We start from the raw sequence: 17,455 nt of genomic DNA, 5'->3' as shown, positions 1-17,455 counted from the left end.
AGGAACCTATGACTGCCACGAAGGACGACAAGCGCCTCGAGCTGATCGCCCAGTTGCTCGCGAAGGCCGAATCGACCACGCCCGAGGAAGCCGAAGCGCTCACCGAGCACGCCGAACGCCTGATGCTCAAGTACGGCATCGATCAGGCCCTCATCGACGAGCGCCGCTCCCGCACGGGGCACACCGGCGAGGAGATCATCGAGAAGTCGATCGTGTTCGACGGTGTCTACGCGCGAGAACTCGTCCGCCTCGGCGGCGCTGTCGCGCACGCGCTCGGCAACCTCCGCCCCCTCAAGGCCCGGAACCGTCACGGCAGCGAGGTGCTGTACCTCGTCGGCTACGAATCCGACGTCGCACAGGGCGAACTGCTCGTGCGCAGCCTTCACGTGCAGGCGCTCGTCGCGATGCGCTCCTGGTGGGATGAGCACCGCACGCTCTACACGCGCGGCACCGAACACGACCGGCGCCGCGCACGCTTCGGCTTCCTCCGCGGCTTCTCCGTCGGCGTCGCCGAACGCATCACCGACAACCGACACAAGGTGGTCAGCGAAGCCGGCACAGGCACCGAGCTCGTGCTCGTGTCACGCAAGCAGCGCGTCGACGAGCACGTCGACGGCCGCGGCTACCGGAAGGCCCGCGCGCCCCGCTCGACGGACTCGCTCGGCGCCGCGGGCGGATACCGGGCCGGACTCGAGGCGAACACCGGCGAACGCGCCGTCACGCACTGACCCACCGGGTGCCCCTGCAGGAATCCGCACCCTGCAGGGGCACCCGTCTGTCGCCACCTCCCCCGCGCATGAGTGAGATGCACATCCCAACCAGCGAGGAGCATCAGCCATGAAGCGCACCACCTACAACGCGACCACCTACGTCGACGACGGAAGCGGCAGGTACGTCGGATCCGTCGACAAGTACGCCCACAACTCCGCCAAGCGCGCCGGCGAGGACTTCCTGCGTGACTACGGCGACGGCCCCTGGGAGATCGACCCGCGTGCATCCGTGCGCAGCGGTGAGTACGAGGCCGCTCAGGGGTACGCCTTCCACGTCATCGAGTACACGAACCCGCGCGGCGTCCGCGCCCGGGTGCGCATCGAGTGGGAGGTGTGAGCATGTCCGCGTTCATGCACGACAGTGCCCACGTCGACGCGCTCGTCCACGCGCACATCCAGCAAGGCATCACCGACGACGGGACGGTTCACGAGGTCGGGACGACGCTCGGACGAATGCTGCTGCTGCAGAACGCCGATGCCGTCGCCTGGCGGTACAACCTCACCGCCAACGACGAGGGATCCCGGGAGTACGCCGGATACCTCGCGCAGGCGAACGCCTACCGGTACGACCCCGACGATGCCGGGAAGCCCTGGCGCGCGTTCCCGGGCGGCGCGATCCGTCACGCGATCCGCGGCTACGTGTACCAGTGCGAGGAACACCCCGCGTGGGACGCCTCAGAAGCGCGCCGGTTCTGCGACGACCTCGACGCACGGATCGTCGACGACCTCGACGGAAGCGATCTGCGTTCCTGGGCGATCACCGCGGCGCCCGCCGCCCGCGCATAACCAGAGCGACAACGTCGAACGGAGACACCATGACCCCCTTCACGCCTCTCCCCTCCGCAACCAGCCGCACCCTCGGCGCGCTCGTCTACATCCACGGGGTGGCACCTGCGATGATCCTCCAACCCGACGAGGAGGGGGCGATCATCCGAGAATGCGACGACCTCAGCGAAGGGTGGCACCCGTGGGACAGGCTCACCGACGCGCCCGCCCCACCGCTGAGGTTCACGATCACGAAGAACGACACCGGGCTCGGCGCCCCGTGGGACGTCGTCGGCAACCGTCCCGACGACTACGACGAAGGCGACTACCTCTGGGGCCACTTCCCCACGCACCACGACGCGATCCAGTTCGCGTCCTACGCCCTCACCGAGGAGAACACCCGCCTCTCCCCCACCGTCAGCACGCTCACCGACGCGGTCGCGGCGGCGCTCGACGACCGTGGCGCACACGATGCGGCTCGGCTCGTGCGCGAGACGGATCCCGACGACGACCTCTGGAACAACTACCTCGGCCCGATGCTCGACGAACTCGAACGCGACTACGGGCTGTGTGAGGCACACGGGCAGCACCTCGACGGGGCCGATCATCAAGGTGAGGCGTGCCCAGCAGGCTGACCGAGTGACACGGCGAGGGGTGGAGCTGAACTGCAGCTCCACCCCTCGCGATTGCACGTAATACGCCCAAAGGGCGCAATGCGCCTAAAGGGGGCGCCCCGGCTGCAGGTTGTCGTGACTCGGAGGGAACGGTTCTCCCCCGTTGAACTCATCCGCGAGACGCTGCAGCTCACGCTCGAGCGCGGCGTTCACCAGGGCGGTCATCGTCTCGGCACCCCCCGGATGCCCCCGCGTCTTCTTCACCGCGGTCTTCATCATGCTGATCGTGTTCTCGCGCACATTCATCGTGCGCTTCACCATGCGGTTCGTCGGCTTCACCGGGGCGGGACGCGCCGCAGGCGCCGGCGCCTCGGTGTTCTCGGCAGTCGTAGCTTCGCGACCGCTCTCCCCCGTCGGCACGAGCCGTTCCCGCTGCGCCGTCAGCTTCGGACGCGACGCGAACGTCGTGCCGCTGCCAGTGACGGGCTCTCGCTTCCGCTGCGTCGTCATGCTGCCTTCTCCTCTTCTGCGAAGTGCTCCGACAACTTCCGGGCGATCTGGTCGAACGCCGTCGCGATCTGACGTGCCTGCTTGCCCGGAAGTGAGCTGACCGAGCACTTGAACGACGACGCGTTCGAGAACACCGACCAGCCCGGAAGCCACGTCGGCGACAGCTCGCGCTCACCGATCCCAGGAACGTCCTCTGTGGTACGCAGATCCCACAGCAGATCCTGGAAGTAGTTCTGCAGGTCTTCGCTGCGCTGCTGGTGCTCCGCCGTGCGTCGCTTCTTGTTCAGCACGACACCGGCCAGGCGAAGATCCGGGTTCGTCACGTCCTCAGCGTGCTCGGTGACGAACTCCGCGAATCGGAACGCCGCCACGGTGCCGTCGCGCTCGGGCTCGGTGACGATGATCACGGCGTCGGACGCGGCCATGCTCATCTGCGTGAGGTGCCCGAGGCGCGGTGGCGTGTCGATGAGCACGTAGTCGTACTTGTCCGTCCACCCTTCGAGAGCTTTCCGCAGTCGCCGGACTGCCCCGACCTGGCCCGCTTCAACCTCTCGGTTCTCGAAATCGGCCCGGCACGGGATGAGGTGGATGAGGCTGGCCTCCGGGGTCGGCTCCCCCGCGTCGTCGACCCATCCGCACGGGTACACAGCGCCTTCTCCCGCGCCGCGCTCGTTCGAGCGGAGCGCTTCGCTGATCGTGGGAACAGGGTTGTCGGGGTCTTCGACGAACCCGAGGTAGGCCGACGAGCTCGCCTGTGGATCCATGTCGACCACGAGGACGCGCTTTCCTGCTCGCGCGAGGGCTGCCGCAGTCTGCACGACGACCGAGCTCTTGCCGACGCCGCCCTTGTGGTTGCCGAACATGACCGTGTGGGGCATGACGTTCCTTTCGAGGTCTCTGTCGTGGCGGTACGCACTTGAGGATAGACACCGAGATGCGCCCATACCGCGCAACACGCGGAACACGCCCAATACGCCCATGCGTGAAATACGCGTATTGGGCGTAGGAACAGTGCGGAGACGCCGGAGAGCAGACGGACCACTCGGCGCTCGCCTCTACGCAGGGGCTGGATGAGGACTACGCCCATAGGGCGGATTACGCCCAAACCGCCCATTGTGCCCGCGTCGAAGTGTGAGACCCGACCGCTCGAGGCCGCGCTGGGACACCCAAAGCACGTATTACGTCCAATCGGTGCCAGATGCACAGGCATCCTCAGGGCAGCAGGTTGCGGCCGGAGGTGCGACACGGGGGGCTCGTCACTGCGCCGATTACGCCCATATCGCGTATTGCGGGGTATGGGTGTAATGCTTGCAGGATCCGCGGAATCATGGGGGTAGGGGAGTGGGCGTAATGAGCGGATAGCGCCCATAGGGTGCAATGGGCGTAATACGTGGGGTTAGGCTGCCAGAGTGAGGACGGAGCCGAGTCCGGCCTCGATGATCTTCCTCGCCGCCTGGTGGTCGCCGCGGCCGGCGCTGTCGCGTGGGTATCGGGGCCAGTCATTGCCGGTCTTCACCGCGAAGAGGGCGATGGCGGGGGAGGAGCGCCGCTTTCTGCCCTTCTTGAACCGGTTCTGGCTCATCCAGCGCTCTTCTGCGCACCACCAGGCCCACACGTGCCGGTCCGTCGTGTAGCGGGCTTCACGGTCGGCGAGGTAGCCGGCCACCTCGAGATGGATTGCGACAGCGTTCAGGGAGGCTCGGCCGCGGCGCCAGCTGCCGTCGGGGAGCCTTCGGGCGAGGTTCGCGTGAGAGAGTCTCTCTAGATGGCCGACTGCGGCTGCCCAGGAGATCCCTGCGCGACGAGCCGTTTCTCGTGCCGTCTGCGCACCGTCCTCGGGGAGCATCGCGTAGATGAGACCAGCGGTGCGGCCGTAGCTGCCAGGTGCGGCGAACGTGTCAGTCGCTAGGGGAGTGGTCGTCGCGAGGATCCGGTTCATCAGGATGCGGCGGAGGTCTGCAGCGGGGAGCCCGGAGGGGGCGGGGCGTGCAAGCACTTGTGTCCGACTCCCTACGTCTTCCCCTGTGGAGAACCGACTGGGGAGCCTGTACTTCTGAGCCGCACGCCCTTCGGAATGCCCGACCCTCACGAGCCACGCCGACTCGGGGTCCGCCGGATCCCGCGGCGTTGTGAGCTCGCGGAGGGCGACGTTCACGGTGGTGCGTCCGTAGCCGGTCTGCAGGGCGATCCGCCGCTGATCGGCTTCGACGGTCGTGGTCGCGCCCTGCAACATGAACAGCAGCACCGTGTCGAATACGGCCCGCTGTCGGTACGTCGTCCGCTTGGTGTGACGGGCGGCGTTCCCGGCCCTGTCCGCGCCCCAATACCCCGGCATCGCGTCTGCGCGATCGAGGGCACGCTCGACGGCCTTCGCGGTGTCGTAGAGGCGACGGTGGACGTCAGGGTCGTCTGAGAGGCGCGTGGCGGGGTTGGCGGCGACGAACTCCACGGCGCGGTGCCACATCCCGCGGAACACCTTGCTCTGCTGCTCGGCGCTGCGGGGCCGGCGGACCGTCTTCGAATGGCGAACGGTGCGTGCGTGCTCGAAGGCGGGGGAGTGGCCGTACTCGTCGATCACATCGGAGAGCCGGAAGCGGGCGTTGGCGAACGCCGCCAGCACGGTCGCCATGCGGTAGGACAGGTCGCCGTCGAGCGAGGGATCCTCGAGGAGGTCGAGGATGCGCGGGGTGAGGCCACGTCGCGGTCCGGTGAGGTAGGGGAGTCCGTCGTCATCGAGGCGGACGCCATGCATCGGGACGATGTTCTCGGGCTCGAGGGTCGCGCCGAGGTCGATGAACATCTCGCGGAGGGCGTCGATCTGCTCTGGGAGGGTGTCGTGACGGTGCAGGACGCCCACATCGCCGTTGATGATCTGCGAGGAGCCGCCAATTCGGTGCGGGGCGCCCGGAGGGCGGACGCAGCCTGCGCTGGGGTTGGTGAGCGGCTTCACGTCGAGCGTGGGGAGGAGCTGGCTGCCGAGCTGCGCGATGTCCTTCACGGTCTGCGCGGAGGCGGGCTCGTCGAGCGCAACCCAGACGTGCAGGCCACCCTCGGGCCCGGAACGGGCGACGAGGTAGTCGATGTTCAGGTCGATAAGCCAGTGGCACAGGCGGTCTCGGTCGCGGCCGACGTTGCCGTTCTTCACGTCGAGGTCGAACACGAGGTACCGGAAGAGGTGGTCGCGGCCGGTGAGGTTCATCGCCCACGTGGAATCGGGGGAGGGGCCGGCGGTTTCGACTTCGATGGGGTAGCGGTTCTCGATCACGCCGGATGCGTCGACCGATGCGACACGCACCGTTGGGCGCGGCGAGATCGCGCGCGTCAACTCCCACGCGTCCTCGCGTGAGAGTTCGACCGATTCTGCGACACGCCGAAGACCATTTCGGCGGGGCACGCTTGCGGGTGCGCCGACCAGCGCTACCATGTAGCCACGACTTCCTCTCAGAAGTAGGTACAACGAAGGCCCCGGCGCCAACCGGGTTCTTCTCTACATCGGTTCGATCTGGTCTCAGTCGCCAAACATCTTCCAGATCAAACATCTGAGCACAGCCCCCGGCGCCAACCGGGGGCTTTCAGTTTCTAAGCGGCGGGAATAGGCAACTCCTCCTGCTGCAGACGCGGTGGGTGGATTACGGGGAGAGCGTTCGACTCTTCGAGCTGCTGAATCAGCTTCTCCGTGTAGTAGGCGACGCTGACGCCACTACGTCGTGCCGCAGCCTCGATAGCGGCCTTCGCGTCGGGTGCCACGCGAGTTTGGAACGGAACGGTGCTCGCACCCGTGCCTGTGACTCGGGTCTTCGGCTTCTCCATGCCGACAATCATGGGGCGGATGTGCATGCACATTGTGGAGGCGCGGGGCGTGTCTCAGAACTTCTGGGGGAGCGGGGGTCCAAGTGCACGCGTGCTCGATAGTGACCGACCGGTGCCTGACGAACAGATCCGCCCCTGCGCGTCATGCTGACCCGAGCGCAGGGGCGGGATGCCGTCAGTAGTACTCGGGGCGGTACGCGCCACCACCGCTGGTCTTACATTCGTTGCCGTACCGGTAGGGATAATCGGGGTAGTCCCGGTCGAGGTCCTCGTCGGTAAGGAGTCGGCCGAGGTCGGCCGTCCACTTCGTCTGGCCGGGCTCCTGGTACCAGCCACGCACCTCGTAGATGCGTTGCACGGTGCCGCCGACCGAGACGGTCATCGGCTCGCAGGCGTCTCGCACTGCTGCACCGACGCGCCAGTACCTTGCGTCGGCCTGCCGTTGGTCGGTGCCGGCGGGCAGCTCGCCGTAGCGACGTCCGTTGGCTTCGCGGTAGTGGCGCCCGGAGCGTGCGATCACCGGAAACGGGCGCTTTGCCCTCGCGAGCCGCCGGTGCTTCGTGGACGAGTGCGCCGGGGTGATTGGCTGCCCGTGTTCCTCGAGGAGTGCCACCTGCTCGGCAGTGAGCTCGGCTCGGATTCTCTCGATGCTCATGCAGGACAGAGTATGCGCGTGTTATTGCGTACGCAATGCCCCACAGCAAGCAAAGTCACTTGATCGTCGTTTACGATTAGTTACTATATTTGACAGTAGAGAACTAACGCGAGAATCCGGGCATCTGCCCCACCTGAGCGCCACAGAGCGCTGACGGCCGCGACAGACGCCTCAGAACGGAGCTGACATGACCGACCAGGACGTCACCCGCGACCTCTCCGTGATTCAGGAGCAGCTGCAGGCACAGAGCAGCGCTCAGGACGCGATTCCCGCCGCCGACGCCCTGCAGCGACTCAGCGACCTGCGTGAGCGTCGCACCGAGCTCGAAGACAGCAATCTCGCCGAGAACTCGAAGACCGCGTACGCGCACGACCAGGAACGGTACGGGCGCTGGTGCAAGCAGATGGGCCTGCCGCCGCTGCCCGTCAACCCTGAGATCGTGTCGCTCTACCTCACCGACCTCAGCGAGCTGATCCGTTCCGACGGGAAGCCCGCGTACAAGGTCACCTCGCTGCGTCGCGTCGTCTCGTCCCTCGCGCGCCTGCAGTACGACACCGGCGGCGGGCGTGGCCTCGGCGACCACGAGCTGATCGCCAGGACCATCAACGGCCTCGCGAACGAACGACAGGAGCGAGCGGAAGGGCGCGATCCTCTGCTGACCGAAGACGTCCTCAAGGTGATCTCGCACATGGATCACTCCACGTGGCCGGCCGGCGTCTCGTCCGCCCGCGACACGTTCGTCGTGCTGGTCGGATTCGCCACGGCCCTTCGGCGCGAGAACGTCGCCGGACTGACCGCCGGGAACCTCACGATCCACCCCCACGACGGCCTCCACGTCCGCGTCGGACGCACGAAGACCGACCAGGCAGGCCGCGGGGCGCTACTGGCCGTCCCGTACGGCCAGGTGCCCGCCACATGCGCACCGTGCGCATGGTTCCGGTGGGCGTCGCTGCTCGCGGCGGACACGATCGAAGAGCGGATGGCGCTCGTGCTGTCGACGCCGCGAAACCCCGACGACTGGCAGCACGTGTGCCGGGGTGCATTCCCGGAGCTCCCGGACGATGCCCCTGTAGTCACGCGCGTGACGAAGAGCGGCAGGATCATGATGAACCGCGTCTCGGGGACCGCCCTGTACAAACGGCTCCTGTTCCGTCTCGAGAACGCCGGCTACGACCCTGACCGGTACGGGTTCCACTCGCTGCGGGCCGGGTTCGTCACGCAGGCGCTCATCAAGGAGGCCACCCACAAGGCGATCCGGAACCAGACGCTCCACAAGACGGACATGATGGTCGACCACTACGACCGCGACAACCTCCCCCTCCGCAACAACGCCGTCACCAAGCTCGGCCTCTGAGGCACGATGAACACGATCCCGAAGTCCGCAGAAGCCCCGTGGGCGCTCTACCGCGCGTGGTGCGCCGCGAAGGGGCACACCGACGTGTTCACGTACGATCCGGCCCGTCTGGACGCGTTCTGGGCTGACGTGCCCGTGGCGGAGAAGACGCGGACAATCCGCGAATGGGGGATCCTGCGTGCCCTCGAAGCGCACGGCGCTGACGTGCCGCGCCCGGAACGTCCCCCGAGGGGGTGGCGAGAGGGCCCCCAGTGGCTGGACCTTGAAGACGCCCTCGAGGCGATCCCGACGAAGGGATGGCCGGAGGGGATGCGCGGCAGGCGAGACGCCTACCTCCTCGTCCTCCTGCACCAGGGTTTCACCCGCGAGGTGGCGCAGCAGATCGGACGGGACGTCATTCGCTGGCCGGCGCCGGGCCGTATCGTCATCCGCGGCGAGCTGATCCCCACCAGTCCGACGCCTGCACGCTGTGCCGCGTGCGCCGTCGCGAGGTGGCTACGGGCAGTGTCCCTCGCGGACTATCGAAGCGTCGGCGAGCTCAAGTCCGTGATGAACCGTCAGCGCGGCGAGATCGTCCACGGGCACGTGTGTGAGCAGGGCGACGACACGTGGCGCGACACTCACTGGTCGCTGCTTCACCAGATCAACCGGTGGGGACAGATCGACCACCGCTTCACCCCGATCAGCCTGACCGCGATCAGCACGATCGCCACCACCCGGCGGTCCCGTGCGCTCGTCGCCCTCCCGGCGGAGCGACAGAACCGGGTACTGGCGGAGGTCTACACCGACTTGGATCCGGACGCGCCCCTCGTAAAGGGCGCTGGTGATACCGAGTCGGCGCGCGCCGAGATCGACGCGCTCGAGGAGCGCGCGGACGAGGTTAGCGACAGGTGGGACCGGCAGCTCGAGAACATCCTCGCTGAGCTCGGCGACGTTCTGTCGTGACGGCCGGGTTCGTAGGGTGCGCGGTTCGGGCGCGCGTGGTCAGTAGATGTAGGCGGCGAGCGAGTGGGCCTTGCTCGCCGCGACCATGTTCGGCCAGGCGAGGACGGCAAGGCTCACGGCGCCGAGCACCAGCCATAGCGCTTGCATGGGCATCCCGAGGGTGAACGCGGCGATGACCAGGACGGTGACGGTGACCATGAACAGGAACAGGCCGACCGCGCGCATCGCCTTCCGGTTGCGGCGTGCGAGCAGGTTCGCGCGCAGAGCGACCAGCTCCTCACGAGTCCACCGGTTCTCGAGCTCGGCGTTCACGTCTGGCCGGAGCAGCACCTCTTCGAACTCGTCCACTGATGGTGCGGCGCGATTGGTGACGGGCCGCATCGACAGCAGGAGCAGGACGACAGCGGCACCGGCGAGGACGGCGGTCACGGCGTAGAGCATGCGTCGAAACTCCCTCAGGCATCTGACATTCGAAGGCCCGAGTGAAGACTACTGTCTGGTCAGACGGGCGCGAAGAACCACGACACGACCGTCACGGCAGCACCGATGATGGTGCCCAGAACAGCCTCTACCGGGGAGTGGTGCTCGAGGCGGAGCCGGCTCCACACCACGACGGGCAGCAGGATCGCGAGCCCCGCAAGCCACCACAGCGTGGTGAACAAGGCCGCGAGCACGAAGAACGCCGTCAGGCACATCGCGTGCATGGACACCTTCGGCCCGAGTGCGGTGACCGCAGCGGAGATGACCAGCGCGGCAACCATCGTCCCCAGCGCCCACTGGATCAGGATCGGCGCGCCGAGGACGAGCATCGTGACGATCCCGGCCGCGACCGATGCGAGGCACATGGCGTACGCCCACGGGCGTTGGCCGCGCTTGGTGACATGCCGGTCGGTGATGCGGCCGCGGCGGGCGGCGATCTCGAGGGTCACGTAGGGGATGACGGCGCAGAAGATGCCGAGGACGGCCCCCCAGGCGGCGCCGTCCCATCCTCCGGTGGACTGGATGCCGCACAGGATCGCGACGGCGAAGACGGAGACGGCCGGCGTGCTCACCTCGGTGACGATCCGGGCAGCCCGGTCTGTCGCTGTCGCGGCCGTCATGCGGTCTGCACGGTCGCGGGGCGGCGTGCTCGCGCGAACGCGTCTCGGACGCGGTAGAGGTCGAAGATGGACGCGGAGAGGCTGTCGTTGCCCAACCGGCGAGCCACGCGCAAGAGACGGTTCCAGTCGAGGCGCTTGTCCAACGGCGGGAGTGCGTCGCTTCCCGCGAGGTGCGCGAGGAGGCCAGCTGTCACGTCCGGTTCCGACGGATGGGTGGCGCGCAACTGCGTCAGTGTGTCGGCAGCGTCGTTCCGCAGGAGGGCCAGTGCATCGTTCGTCTCGATCGTGAGGCGGGTGAGGCGTTCGTATTGGGTCGACGTCGGGAAGTCGACGACGACGCCGGGCCGCAGTGTCGTGACGACGTTCCACAGCGGCTCGATGATGTCCGTGGCGGTGTTGACCGCGTCACGGCGCTGACCGTTGCTGACGATCTTGTGGATCCCGCCGACGGTGAGGCTGGCGCACAGGCTGATGAACGTCCCGAGCAGCATCACACGCTGGATGACGGCGTCGTGATCCATGGGCAGCCCCACGAGCAGCGCGAGTCCGGTGATCGCGTACACGACGATGCACGCGCCCGCGGTGAGGAGCAGGATCAGCGAGATCTTCGCGGCCCGCGGCTGGCGGGCGTTCCTGAGCGCACGGATGCAGCCGGTCGCGCCGACTGCGACGAAGGTGAGGAGCGCGAACTGGTTCACGGCGAAGTAGGCGACCGGCCCGGGGATTCCGACGACATCTGAGTACGGCGGCACGGTGCCGTCCGGGAGGAGCGGCACGGTCGGGAGGAGGACGGCTTGCAGCACCGAGACGGCTGCCGCGACGGCCCAGATGATCCGGCCGGTGCGGCGCGTGATCGACTCGCGTCGGAACGTCAGCACCAGGAGTATCGCGCTGGTCTCGGACGCGACGAGGGCGATGCGCTTGAACAGGTCGAGCACCGGCACGTGCCCGAGCGGGCCTGAGAGCTCCCGCGCGAGCACGGCGAAGGTCAATGCCAGGACCGCCACCCACAGGAGCTTCGTGCGGTCACCGCGGCCGCGATGTGTGAGCGAGACGAACAGCAGCAGCCCGATGGCCGCGACGATGACGACGAGCGGGAGGAAGCTCACTCGCCGGGTCCTCCGCCGATGAAACGCAGCACGTCGGTGTCGTGCTCGCGCTGCTGGATCTCGAACAGCAAACGCATCCCTGTCTCCTCGGCGCGCTTCTCGCGCGGGTCGTCGAACACGGAGCGGTGCATGATCGCGTACTCGTCGTCGGAGGCGAGGTCGCCGTGGAGGATGTGCGCGTACTCGTGCAGGATCGTCAGCTTCCGGTTCAGGTCAGTCAGGCCCGGGTTGACAAACACTTCTGCGTTCCCGTCACGCGCCAGTGTGACGCCGCTGACGCCGGTGTCTCGCATGTAATCGGGGAACGTCTCGAGCGTGACCGTGCCGAAGCCGCCGATGCGTGCGATCTCGGCGGCGAGGTTCTCCACGGACACACGCTCGGGCCAGCGAATCTGCGTGACCGGATCCCCCGTCATCACGCCACCTCCTCCTTGGCTTCATGTTGACGCTGCGATCGATGTTACCCACCGGGGGGCAATCGGGTTGAGTCTGGTGCTGCAGGTAGGACTGCCCTGGTGGCCGGGGAGTTCGCCGGCTGTGCGAGGTCACAGCTCAGGGTCGTGGGCTTCCTCGGGGCTCTTGGGGGCCTCCGCCAGAGGATGAGGTAAGCGGTTGTGGCGGCTCCGAGTACGAGCGGAACGCTGGCGCCGATACCGATGGCGCTCAGGAGTGCCGCAGCGTCGTGTGTTGCGGCGACATAGATCGCGAACGCCAGCCAGAGAAGCGTGATCCATGTCAGACGCGAGAGAACCCGGGGCCCTTTCGGGCTTCCGTCGAGGCTGTCGTCGAAGACAGTCCTCAGCCCGAGGAATACGCCGGCAACAGCGGCGACGGCGGTGGCAATGACGAATCCCCAGAGGATCATCTCGGCCTCCTTGGGCGGTTGGATTGACGCTACGCCTGTCGAGAGCGTGCGGGACGGCTACTCGTCGTCTTCGTCGTCGCCGGTGGTGGTGCGCAGCTGGTCCATGATCCACTTGTCGACGACGCTGGGGACGTACCGGACTCTGCGGCCGAGCTTGACGAACGGCGGACCCCCACCTCGAGACCGCATCGATCGGAGCGTGGCGACGGGCACGTCGATGTACTCGGAGAGCTCGTTCTCGTCCATGAAGCCGAACTTGGCGCGCCCGCCGGAGTCCCCTGTGTCTTCGCTCATACCTAGATCATGCGTGCATACGAGTGATTCCCGGTACACCTGGCCGCGCACGACCACATCGTGGCGCCTCTCATTCGAGGTCTACGGCACGCAGAATGCCGTGACCGCGTAGCGACGCCCGCCAACGATGCTGAGCGAGCGTAGTGCCACGCCACGCGAGCATCCGCCAACAGCGCAGGACGTATGCGATCAGAGAAGCATCGAGTGATGCGTACTGCACACGACTGCACAGTCACGCACACCCAGCTCACGGTCGACGCCACCGCCCCGCGCATGAGGATCCCGAGCCGCGGCAGAGGAACCGTGCTCAGGATGGAGCAGCTGATGGACCTGATGCGGGCACTGGGCCTCGCGATCGAACTCATGACGACGCACGGCCTGTACGGGCGGTGGCGTCCCCAGTTCGATGGCGCGCGCCGCCGGCTCGGGATGTGCAACATGAACGCACGCAAGATCCACTTCTCGCGCGACTACGTGACCAGCGCTGACGAATCATCCGTGCGCGACACGATCCTGCACGAGATCGCGCACGCTCTCGCCTACGAGCGCCACGGCCACACCGGGCACGGCCCCGAATGGAAACGCATCGCGCTCGAGATCGGCTGCAGCGGCGACCGCACCGGCACGAACCCGGCCTACAGACACCTGCAGGAACAGCGACGCGCGGACGCGATCGCCGAACAGCACAGCAGCCAGGCGCCGACGCCCGGGCATCTGGCGGGCCGGTTGACGGCAGGGACGCGTGTCGTGCTCGAGTCGCCCTTGACGCAGTCAGATGGCGACGTGCTGATCCTCATCCGTCGCACCCGAAATGGCTACTATCGCGGGATCCACGTCCGCACCGGCCAGGAGTGGCGCGTGCATGACACGCGGTTCCGTCTGCACGTGACCGGTGAGGATCTCGAGCACGTTGCCTCGGCGACGGACGGTGATGCCGCCCTGCAGGAGGCCAGGGAACGCTTCACGAGCGCCCTGTCCGGGCGCGCGTGATCCCGGCGCCCGTGGTCACGCCGCCTGCGAGGACTGTTCGTAGAGCGAGATGACCTGCCCGGCGAGATCTTCCTCCCACAGGGTGTCCGCGGACGCGACGGGGATGACGGTGATCCGAGCGCCCACGTGCTCGAGATCCCCCGGCGCCGTCACCCTCGAATCGGTCGCGACGTACCGTTCCCGCATCGTCACGTCCACCACCTGCCCGTCATCACCCCACACGCCCGCCGTGGTCAGCGCATCCTCCGTGGAACGCAGCAGCTTCGACAGGTCGGGCTTCGTCGCCGGCAGGGTCCGGCGCGTCTTCGGAGCGGACACGGGCCGCGGCATCGCGAACTCGACGACCAGATGCACCGGGCCAGTGATCGGCTCCCATCGCGTGTACGTACGGTTCAGGTGCGCGCGGGCCATGAACGCGACCTGGTCACGCCACGGCCGCACCTTCTTCGACGACTCCGCCAAGATCGCGTGGCCCGTGCGACTGCTGATGCCCTTGAACGACTTCGATCCCTGCGGGGCAGGCTCACCCCACACCTCGAACTGCACGACGCCTTGCATGACTACTGGTGGAGCCCATCGGCGATCGCCGCGGCGGCGGCGAGGGCAGCACGCTGGGTTTCGGGGCGGAGGTTGTCGATGGCGAGGTGGCCGTCGATCATCGCCGGGTCGAACGGGATCGTGACGACGCGACGCACCATGGCTTCGAAGCCGGACACGATGTTGTCGATGTCAGTCTTCGAGGCGGTCTTGTCGGCGACGGACACAATGACGACCGCGTTCTGGGCGAGCTGTTCATACCGGGGACCCAGCTTGGAGAGGTTCTCGAGCAGGAGCGCGCCAGCTTCGGCGGGTTCGACGCGGTTCGTGGTGGCCAGGACGAGTTGGTCGGTGAGGTCAATCATGGTTGACCACATGGGATCGGATTCGTCGTTGCCGGAGTCCATGACGATCATCCGGTAGTACTTCGCAGCCACTTCGTGGAGAGCTTTCACGTCCTCGGGGCGGATGCGCTGCGCGTCGGCAATCTCGCTGGGCTTGGAACGGAGCACGTCGAACCCATCGGCAGGCTGATGGTGCACAAATCGAGCCAGGTCGCCAATCTGCGCCTGAGACGATACGAGCTCCTGCGTGTGCGGGAGCATGTCGAGGAGCGTGGACTCGTGGGGGCCTTGGGTAGTTCGCCACCCCAGCGTGCCGCGGGTCTGGTTGTTGTCCCAGGCGAGGACACCGCCACGTCCTGCACGGGCGAACATCGCGCTGATGAGGACGACGCTACTCGTCTTCGAGGCACCGCCTTTCGCGTTGACAACAGAGATGGTTCGCGGCCCAGGCCAGTGCTGTGCAACCTTCGCGGTGTCTTCCCGTTCAGCAATCTCGGTCGCGGACGGTGCCATACGGATGCCGAGCTGCGTGAACAGGCCGCGCCACCCTTTCTTGGCGGGCGCTTCCTGCTTGTGCTGCTCGACGAAGGAACGGCGGGTGGTCACTGTGGTTGGACGGCGGTGGATCGGCGCCGATGTCGGGGTCTCCGGCTCTACCCCTGGCGCCGCGGCCGGGTACTCGACAACTCCCGGCATAGTGGCGCTCGAGGGCGGATCGTTCCGGAACGGCGCGGAAGTGGTCTCCTGCGGCAGTGGGATGCTGCTGGTCGTTTCAGGAGCGAACTGCGCATCGGGGATCGGGATGCCAGCCGGTTCCGGTTCCGGGGCGACGATAGGTTCGCTGACAGCCGCGGGAAGCTCTTCCACGGAACCGTCCGGGTGGACGACGATGCGGAACGTGTGCCCGTCCTCGACCGAGACAAGCATGACGGACTCATCGCGCGTCTCGGCTTCGGTGGACACCTTCTCGAAGACGATCTGACGAGCCTCCTCCACGGTGCCCGTACGGATCTTCTGGTGCCTGCCGTCGTCGTCAGCGAATAGGGCCGTGCCGTCATTGCTGATCGTCGACGTGAAGGTCGGAAATGCCATGAGGGTTCCTCCCGCGGAACGTGTTGATTCACCCTCCTGCTCTACGGCAAGTGCCCTCACGGCGTTTCAGCTACTGTCGGCGGGCGCACTGGGCACGATCCGTTTCGATGGCGCTCTCGATGAGGGTGCGAATCGTGTCGCCCTCCATCCAGCCGGACTGGCACGCATGTGTCAGGTCTGCGTCTGTCTTCTCCTGCCCCTCCGTCTCGCCTCCGAGATCGAGATCGGCGAGCACCTTGTCGGCCACCTGGCTGGGCGTCCTCAGTGCGCGCGTCGCAACAGACTGTGCGGTGAGCGCGCGGGCGGCGGCGTCGACGACGAGAGGCTTGATCGTCTCGTAGTCGATGGACTCCCCCAGCTCCCACGCGTACGTCATCCACGGCTCTTCACCGTCGAACTCCGGGCGCACGCCGTTCCGCGCGAGCAGATCGCGCAGTGCGGCGTCCGCGGCGTCCGCGGCGATCCGACTGATGCTCGCGCCGGTCACTTGGTCAGCTCCTCGATCGCGGCCTCGAGCTGTCTGGCGGACTCTTCGTAGTGTTCGCGGTCCTCCTGGTCAGCTTCGGGGATGATCCAGTTGTGCAGTTCCTTGAGCCAGTTGTCGGCGGCGTCCAGCACCGTGCTGAGCGCGTTCACGCGCCTGGCGCTCTTCTCGGCTGTGGCGTGCAGGTGGTCCGTCGCGGGCGTGTCCGTTTCGGTGCTCATCGGGGGTCTCCTCGGGTTCCTTGGCGTCGGAGTGCCTATGCGCGGGCGGCTCAGCGGCGTGCCTTGGTGGCGGGGCGGTGGAGGATGCGTGCGCCGTATCCGAGGATGTGTCCGTTGCGCTTCCCCTTCGGGATCACGACGAAGGTGCGGCCGTCGCGGATGAGGCGTGCCGCCTCGTACTCACGCCAACCGTGATTGCCGCTGTAGACGTTGCGATGTACGAACGTGCCGCGCAGCATCAGGTCGGGGTTCGCATCGAACTCGGCAGGGTCGACGACGCGGCCACCGGCGGCGAGGAAGTCGGCCTCCCACGCGTTCTCCTCGTCGATGCGGCGCAGGTTCTGCATGAGGTAGATCGCGGTGTCCTGGTTCTTGTCGTCGGTGGTGGCGAGGCACGGCAGCTGCTTGAACTCGTCGTTGTACGGGTACCGTCCCGCACGGGTCAGCTCGGCGTACCGGGCGAGGTAGTCGGGCATGAGGTGCCGGACCTGCTCGTGGTTGTTGTAGTCGCGGTCGAACACGAACGGTGCAGGGAGGGTGGCGGGCTGGGACATGGCATCTCCGTTCTCAGCGGGCGGCTGGGTGGTCACTGTCCCTATGCGCGGGTACGCCCTACCTCCCCAGAGCGGGGAGGTAGGGCGTAATGGGCGTATTGGGTGTTCAGGCGTCAACGGGCGGCGTGAATGGCGTCCCCGTGTCCTGATCCCAGACGGCGGCATCGTTGACGTTGATGCGGAACCGGCCCGCCTTGTCAGGCACGTCGATCTGTACAACGGGAACGCCGTCGCAATCGCTGATCCAGATGCCGACCGTGATCGCCGCGGCCGTCTCGGCCGCGCCGGCCGCGGCGTCGACGAGACGGACGAGCGCGTCGCGTGCCTCTTGGAGGGCTTCGATCTCCGCATCGTTCGAATCGCCCGCCGCGGCGTCCTCGCTGCGCTTCACGAGCCGCCTGGCGTCGGCGATGTTGTCTCCGGTGAAGTCCACAGGTGCTCC

Annotated in this window: 24 protein-coding genes; 7 read left to right on the top strand and 17 right to left on the bottom strand. The window is 67.1% G+C overall.

Features of this window, described 5'->3' with window-relative positions:
• Nucleotides 1-8 precede the first annotated feature (8 nt).
• The 4 genes from Q1J95_RS01550 to Q1J95_RS01535 all read left to right on the top strand — a co-directional run bounded on the left by Q1J95_RS01550 (nt 9) and on the right by Q1J95_RS01535 (nt 2,170).
• Complete coding sequence (locus Q1J95_RS01550; RefSeq protein WP_300265511.1) at nt 9-728, top strand: DUF2786 domain-containing protein; 720 nt, start codon at nt 9-11, stop codon at nt 726-728.
• Between the two features lie 109 nt (nt 729-837).
• Nucleotides 838-1,107 carry a hypothetical protein gene (locus Q1J95_RS01545; protein WP_300265510.1) on the top strand — a complete coding sequence of 90 codons (270 nt, stop codon included), beginning with the start codon at nt 838-840 and terminating at the stop codon, nt 1,105-1,107.
• A gap of 2 nt (nt 1,108-1,109) precedes the next feature.
• Nucleotides 1,110-1,556, top strand: coding sequence for a hypothetical protein (locus Q1J95_RS01540; protein WP_300265509.1), 447 nt, complete (start codon nt 1,110-1,112; stop codon nt 1,554-1,556).
• Nucleotides 1,557-1,585: 29 nt separating this feature from the next.
• Entirely contained in the window at nt 1,586-2,170 is a 585-nt protein-coding gene (locus tag Q1J95_RS01535) for a hypothetical protein (protein ID WP_300265508.1), read from the top strand.
• Nucleotides 2,171-2,254: 84 nt separating this feature from the next.
• Here Q1J95_RS01535 and Q1J95_RS01530 read toward each other — a convergent pair whose 3' ends face one another.
• The 5 genes from Q1J95_RS01530 to Q1J95_RS01510 all read right to left on the bottom strand — a co-directional run bounded on the left by Q1J95_RS01530 (nt 2,255) and on the right by Q1J95_RS01510 (nt 7,124).
• Nucleotides 2,255-2,659, bottom strand: a complete 405-nt coding sequence (locus Q1J95_RS01530; protein WP_300265507.1) for a hypothetical protein — start codon at nt 2,657-2,659, stop codon at nt 2,255-2,257.
• The gene (locus tag Q1J95_RS01525; protein ID WP_300265506.1) at nt 2,656-3,537 is read right to left on the bottom strand and encodes a ParA family protein; all 882 of its coding nucleotides are present in this window, start codon (nt 3,535-3,537) and stop codon (nt 2,656-2,658) included. Before Q1J95_RS01525 ends, Q1J95_RS01530 begins: the two co-directional genes overlap by 4 nt.
• Nucleotides 3,538-4,055: 518 nt before the next feature.
• The gene (locus tag Q1J95_RS01520; RefSeq protein WP_300265505.1) at nt 4,056-6,083 is read right to left on the bottom strand and encodes a hypothetical protein; all 2,028 of its coding nucleotides are present in this window, start codon (nt 6,081-6,083) and stop codon (nt 4,056-4,058) included.
• Nucleotides 6,084-6,238: 155 nt separating this feature from the next.
• Nucleotides 6,239-6,496, bottom strand: coding sequence for a hypothetical protein (locus Q1J95_RS01515; RefSeq protein ID WP_300265504.1), 258 nt, complete (start codon nt 6,494-6,496; stop codon nt 6,239-6,241).
• Between the two features lie 148 nt (nt 6,497-6,644).
• Nucleotides 6,645-7,124, bottom strand: coding sequence for a hypothetical protein (locus Q1J95_RS01510; protein WP_300265503.1), 480 nt, complete (start codon nt 7,122-7,124; stop codon nt 6,645-6,647).
• Nucleotides 7,125-7,311: 187 nt separating this feature from the next.
• Here Q1J95_RS01510 and Q1J95_RS01505 point away from each other — a divergent pair, with 187 nt between their 5' ends.
• Both Q1J95_RS01505 and Q1J95_RS01500 read left to right on the top strand, forming a co-directional pair.
• The gene (locus Q1J95_RS01505; RefSeq protein ID WP_300265502.1) at nt 7,312-8,478 is read left to right on the top strand and encodes a hypothetical protein; all 1,167 of its coding nucleotides are present in this window, start codon (nt 7,312-7,314) and stop codon (nt 8,476-8,478) included.
• A gap of 6 nt (nt 8,479-8,484) precedes the next feature.
• Nucleotides 8,485-9,423 (top strand): hypothetical protein, encoded by a 939-nt coding sequence (locus Q1J95_RS01500; RefSeq protein ID WP_300265501.1) that lies wholly within the window; start codon nt 8,485-8,487, stop codon nt 9,421-9,423.
• A 39-nt stretch (nt 9,424-9,462) separates the two neighbouring features.
• Here Q1J95_RS01500 and Q1J95_RS01495 read toward each other — a convergent pair whose 3' ends face one another.
• From Q1J95_RS01495 to Q1J95_RS01470, 6 genes are read right to left on the bottom strand one after another with little or no spacing between them, the layout of a single operon-like run.
• The gene (locus tag Q1J95_RS01495; protein WP_300265500.1) at nt 9,463-9,864 is read right to left on the bottom strand and encodes a hypothetical protein; all 402 of its coding nucleotides are present in this window, start codon (nt 9,862-9,864) and stop codon (nt 9,463-9,465) included.
• Nucleotides 9,865-9,923: 59 nt separating this feature from the next.
• The gene (locus Q1J95_RS01490) at nt 9,924-10,523 is read right to left on the bottom strand and encodes a hypothetical protein (RefSeq protein WP_300265499.1); all 600 of its coding nucleotides are present in this window, start codon (nt 10,521-10,523) and stop codon (nt 9,924-9,926) included.
• Nucleotides 10,520-11,632 (bottom strand): hypothetical protein, encoded by a 1,113-nt coding sequence (locus Q1J95_RS01485; RefSeq protein ID WP_300265498.1) that lies wholly within the window; start codon nt 11,630-11,632, stop codon nt 10,520-10,522. The genes Q1J95_RS01490 and Q1J95_RS01485 overlap by 4 nt, the downstream gene beginning before the upstream one ends.
• Nucleotides 11,629-12,048, bottom strand: a complete 420-nt coding sequence (locus tag Q1J95_RS01480; protein ID WP_300265497.1) for an ImmA/IrrE family metallo-endopeptidase — start codon at nt 12,046-12,048, stop codon at nt 11,629-11,631. The genes Q1J95_RS01485 and Q1J95_RS01480 overlap by 4 nt, the downstream gene beginning before the upstream one ends.
• Nucleotides 12,049-12,092: 44 nt before the next feature.
• On the bottom strand, nt 12,093-12,497 hold the full coding sequence (locus Q1J95_RS01475; protein ID WP_300265496.1) for a hypothetical protein: 405 nt from the start codon (nt 12,495-12,497) through the stop codon (nt 12,093-12,095).
• A gap of 57 nt (nt 12,498-12,554) precedes the next feature.
• A complete protein-coding gene (locus tag Q1J95_RS01470) occupies nt 12,555-12,791 on the bottom strand; it encodes a helix-turn-helix domain-containing protein (RefSeq protein WP_300265495.1) in 237 nt (78 codons plus the stop codon).
• A 207-nt stretch (nt 12,792-12,998) separates the two neighbouring features.
• Between Q1J95_RS01470 and Q1J95_RS01465 the strand changes: the two genes are divergently transcribed.
• Nucleotides 12,999-13,781: a SprT-like domain-containing protein gene (locus tag Q1J95_RS01465; protein WP_300265494.1), complete on the top strand. Its 783-nt coding sequence runs from the start codon at nt 12,999-13,001 to the stop codon at nt 13,779-13,781.
• Nucleotides 13,782-13,796: 15 nt separating this feature from the next.
• Here Q1J95_RS01465 and Q1J95_RS01460 read toward each other — a convergent pair whose 3' ends face one another.
• The 6 genes from Q1J95_RS01460 to Q1J95_RS01435 form a co-directional block, all read right to left on the bottom strand.
• The gene (locus tag Q1J95_RS01460; protein ID WP_300265493.1) at nt 13,797-14,327 is read right to left on the bottom strand and encodes a RusA family crossover junction endodeoxyribonuclease; all 531 of its coding nucleotides are present in this window, start codon (nt 14,325-14,327) and stop codon (nt 13,797-13,799) included.
• Between the two features lie 14 nt (nt 14,328-14,341).
• The gene (locus tag Q1J95_RS01455) at nt 14,342-15,754 is read right to left on the bottom strand and encodes an ATPase (RefSeq protein WP_300265492.1); all 1,413 of its coding nucleotides are present in this window, start codon (nt 15,752-15,754) and stop codon (nt 14,342-14,344) included.
• Nucleotides 15,755-15,824: 70 nt separating this feature from the next.
• Entirely contained in the window at nt 15,825-16,241 is a 417-nt protein-coding gene (locus Q1J95_RS01450) for a hypothetical protein (RefSeq protein WP_300265491.1), read from the bottom strand.
• Nucleotides 16,238-16,459: a hypothetical protein gene (locus Q1J95_RS01445; RefSeq protein ID WP_300265490.1), complete on the bottom strand. Its 222-nt coding sequence runs from the start codon at nt 16,457-16,459 to the stop codon at nt 16,238-16,240. The genes Q1J95_RS01450 and Q1J95_RS01445 overlap by 4 nt, the downstream gene beginning before the upstream one ends.
• 50 nt (nt 16,460-16,509) lie before the next feature.
• Nucleotides 16,510-17,013, bottom strand: coding sequence for a hypothetical protein (locus tag Q1J95_RS01440; protein ID WP_300265489.1), 504 nt, complete (start codon nt 17,011-17,013; stop codon nt 16,510-16,512).
• Nucleotides 17,014-17,119: 106 nt separating this feature from the next.
• Nucleotides 17,120-17,446 carry a hypothetical protein gene (locus tag Q1J95_RS01435; protein ID WP_300265488.1) on the bottom strand — a complete coding sequence of 109 codons (327 nt, stop codon included), beginning with the start codon at nt 17,444-17,446 and terminating at the stop codon, nt 17,120-17,122.
• Nucleotides 17,447-17,455 lie beyond the last annotated feature (9 nt).

The sequence above is a fragment of the Microbacterium sp. genome (assembly GCF_029263575.1).
Lineage (GTDB): Bacteria > Actinomycetota > Actinomycetes > Actinomycetales > Microbacteriaceae > Microbacterium.
Note: the sequence above shows the minus strand (reverse complement) of the source record. Positions and strands in the feature narration are given on the sequence as shown.

Coding starts and splice junctions, on each gene's coding strand:
- Q1J95_RS01550 (WP_300265511.1), top strand. CDS start 9: ATGACTGCCACGAAGGACGACAAGCGCCTCGAGCTGATCGCCCAGTTG.
- Q1J95_RS01545 (WP_300265510.1), top strand. CDS start 838: ATGAAGCGCACCACCTACAACGCGACCACCTACGTCGACGACGGAAGC.
- Q1J95_RS01540 (WP_300265509.1), top strand. CDS start 1,110: ATGTCCGCGTTCATGCACGACAGTGCCCACGTCGACGCGCTCGTCCAC.
- Q1J95_RS01535 (WP_300265508.1), top strand. CDS start 1,586: ATGACCCCCTTCACGCCTCTCCCCTCCGCAACCAGCCGCACCCTCGGC.
- Q1J95_RS01530 (WP_300265507.1), bottom strand. CDS start 2,659: ATGACGACGCAGCGGAAGCGAGAGCCCGTCACTGGCAGCGGCACGACG.
- Q1J95_RS01525 (WP_300265506.1), bottom strand. CDS start 3,537: ATGCCCCACACGGTCATGTTCGGCAACCACAAGGGCGGCGTCGGCAAG.
- Q1J95_RS01520 (WP_300265505.1), bottom strand. CDS start 6,083: ATGGTAGCGCTGGTCGGCGCACCCGCAAGCGTGCCCCGCCGAAATGGT.
- Q1J95_RS01515 (WP_300265504.1), bottom strand. CDS start 6,496: ATGCACATCCGCCCCATGATTGTCGGCATGGAGAAGCCGAAGACCCGA.
- Q1J95_RS01510 (WP_300265503.1), bottom strand. CDS start 7,124: ATGAGCATCGAGAGAATCCGAGCCGAGCTCACTGCCGAGCAGGTGGCA.
- Q1J95_RS01505 (WP_300265502.1), top strand. CDS start 7,312: ATGACCGACCAGGACGTCACCCGCGACCTCTCCGTGATTCAGGAGCAG.
- Q1J95_RS01500 (WP_300265501.1), top strand. CDS start 8,485: ATGAACACGATCCCGAAGTCCGCAGAAGCCCCGTGGGCGCTCTACCGC.
- Q1J95_RS01495 (WP_300265500.1), bottom strand. CDS start 9,864: ATGCTCTACGCCGTGACCGCCGTCCTCGCCGGTGCCGCTGTCGTCCTG.
- Q1J95_RS01490 (WP_300265499.1), bottom strand. CDS start 10,523: ATGACGGCCGCGACAGCGACAGACCGGGCTGCCCGGATCGTCACCGAG.
- Q1J95_RS01480 (WP_300265497.1), bottom strand. CDS start 12,048: ATGACGGGGGATCCGGTCACGCAGATTCGCTGGCCCGAGCGTGTGTCC.
- Q1J95_RS01475 (WP_300265496.1), bottom strand. CDS start 12,497: ATGATCCTCTGGGGATTCGTCATTGCCACCGCCGTCGCCGCTGTTGCC.
- Q1J95_RS01470 (WP_300265495.1), bottom strand. CDS start 12,791: ATGAGCGAAGACACAGGGGACTCCGGCGGGCGCGCCAAGTTCGGCTTC.
- Q1J95_RS01465 (WP_300265494.1), top strand. CDS start 12,999: ATGCGTACTGCACACGACTGCACAGTCACGCACACCCAGCTCACGGTC.
- Q1J95_RS01455 (WP_300265492.1), bottom strand. CDS start 15,754: ATGGCATTTCCGACCTTCACGTCGACGATCAGCAATGACGGCACGGCC.
- Q1J95_RS01445 (WP_300265490.1), bottom strand. CDS start 16,459: ATGAGCACCGAAACGGACACGCCCGCGACGGACCACCTGCACGCCACA.
- Q1J95_RS01440 (WP_300265489.1), bottom strand. CDS start 17,013: ATGTCCCAGCCCGCCACCCTCCCTGCACCGTTCGTGTTCGACCGCGAC.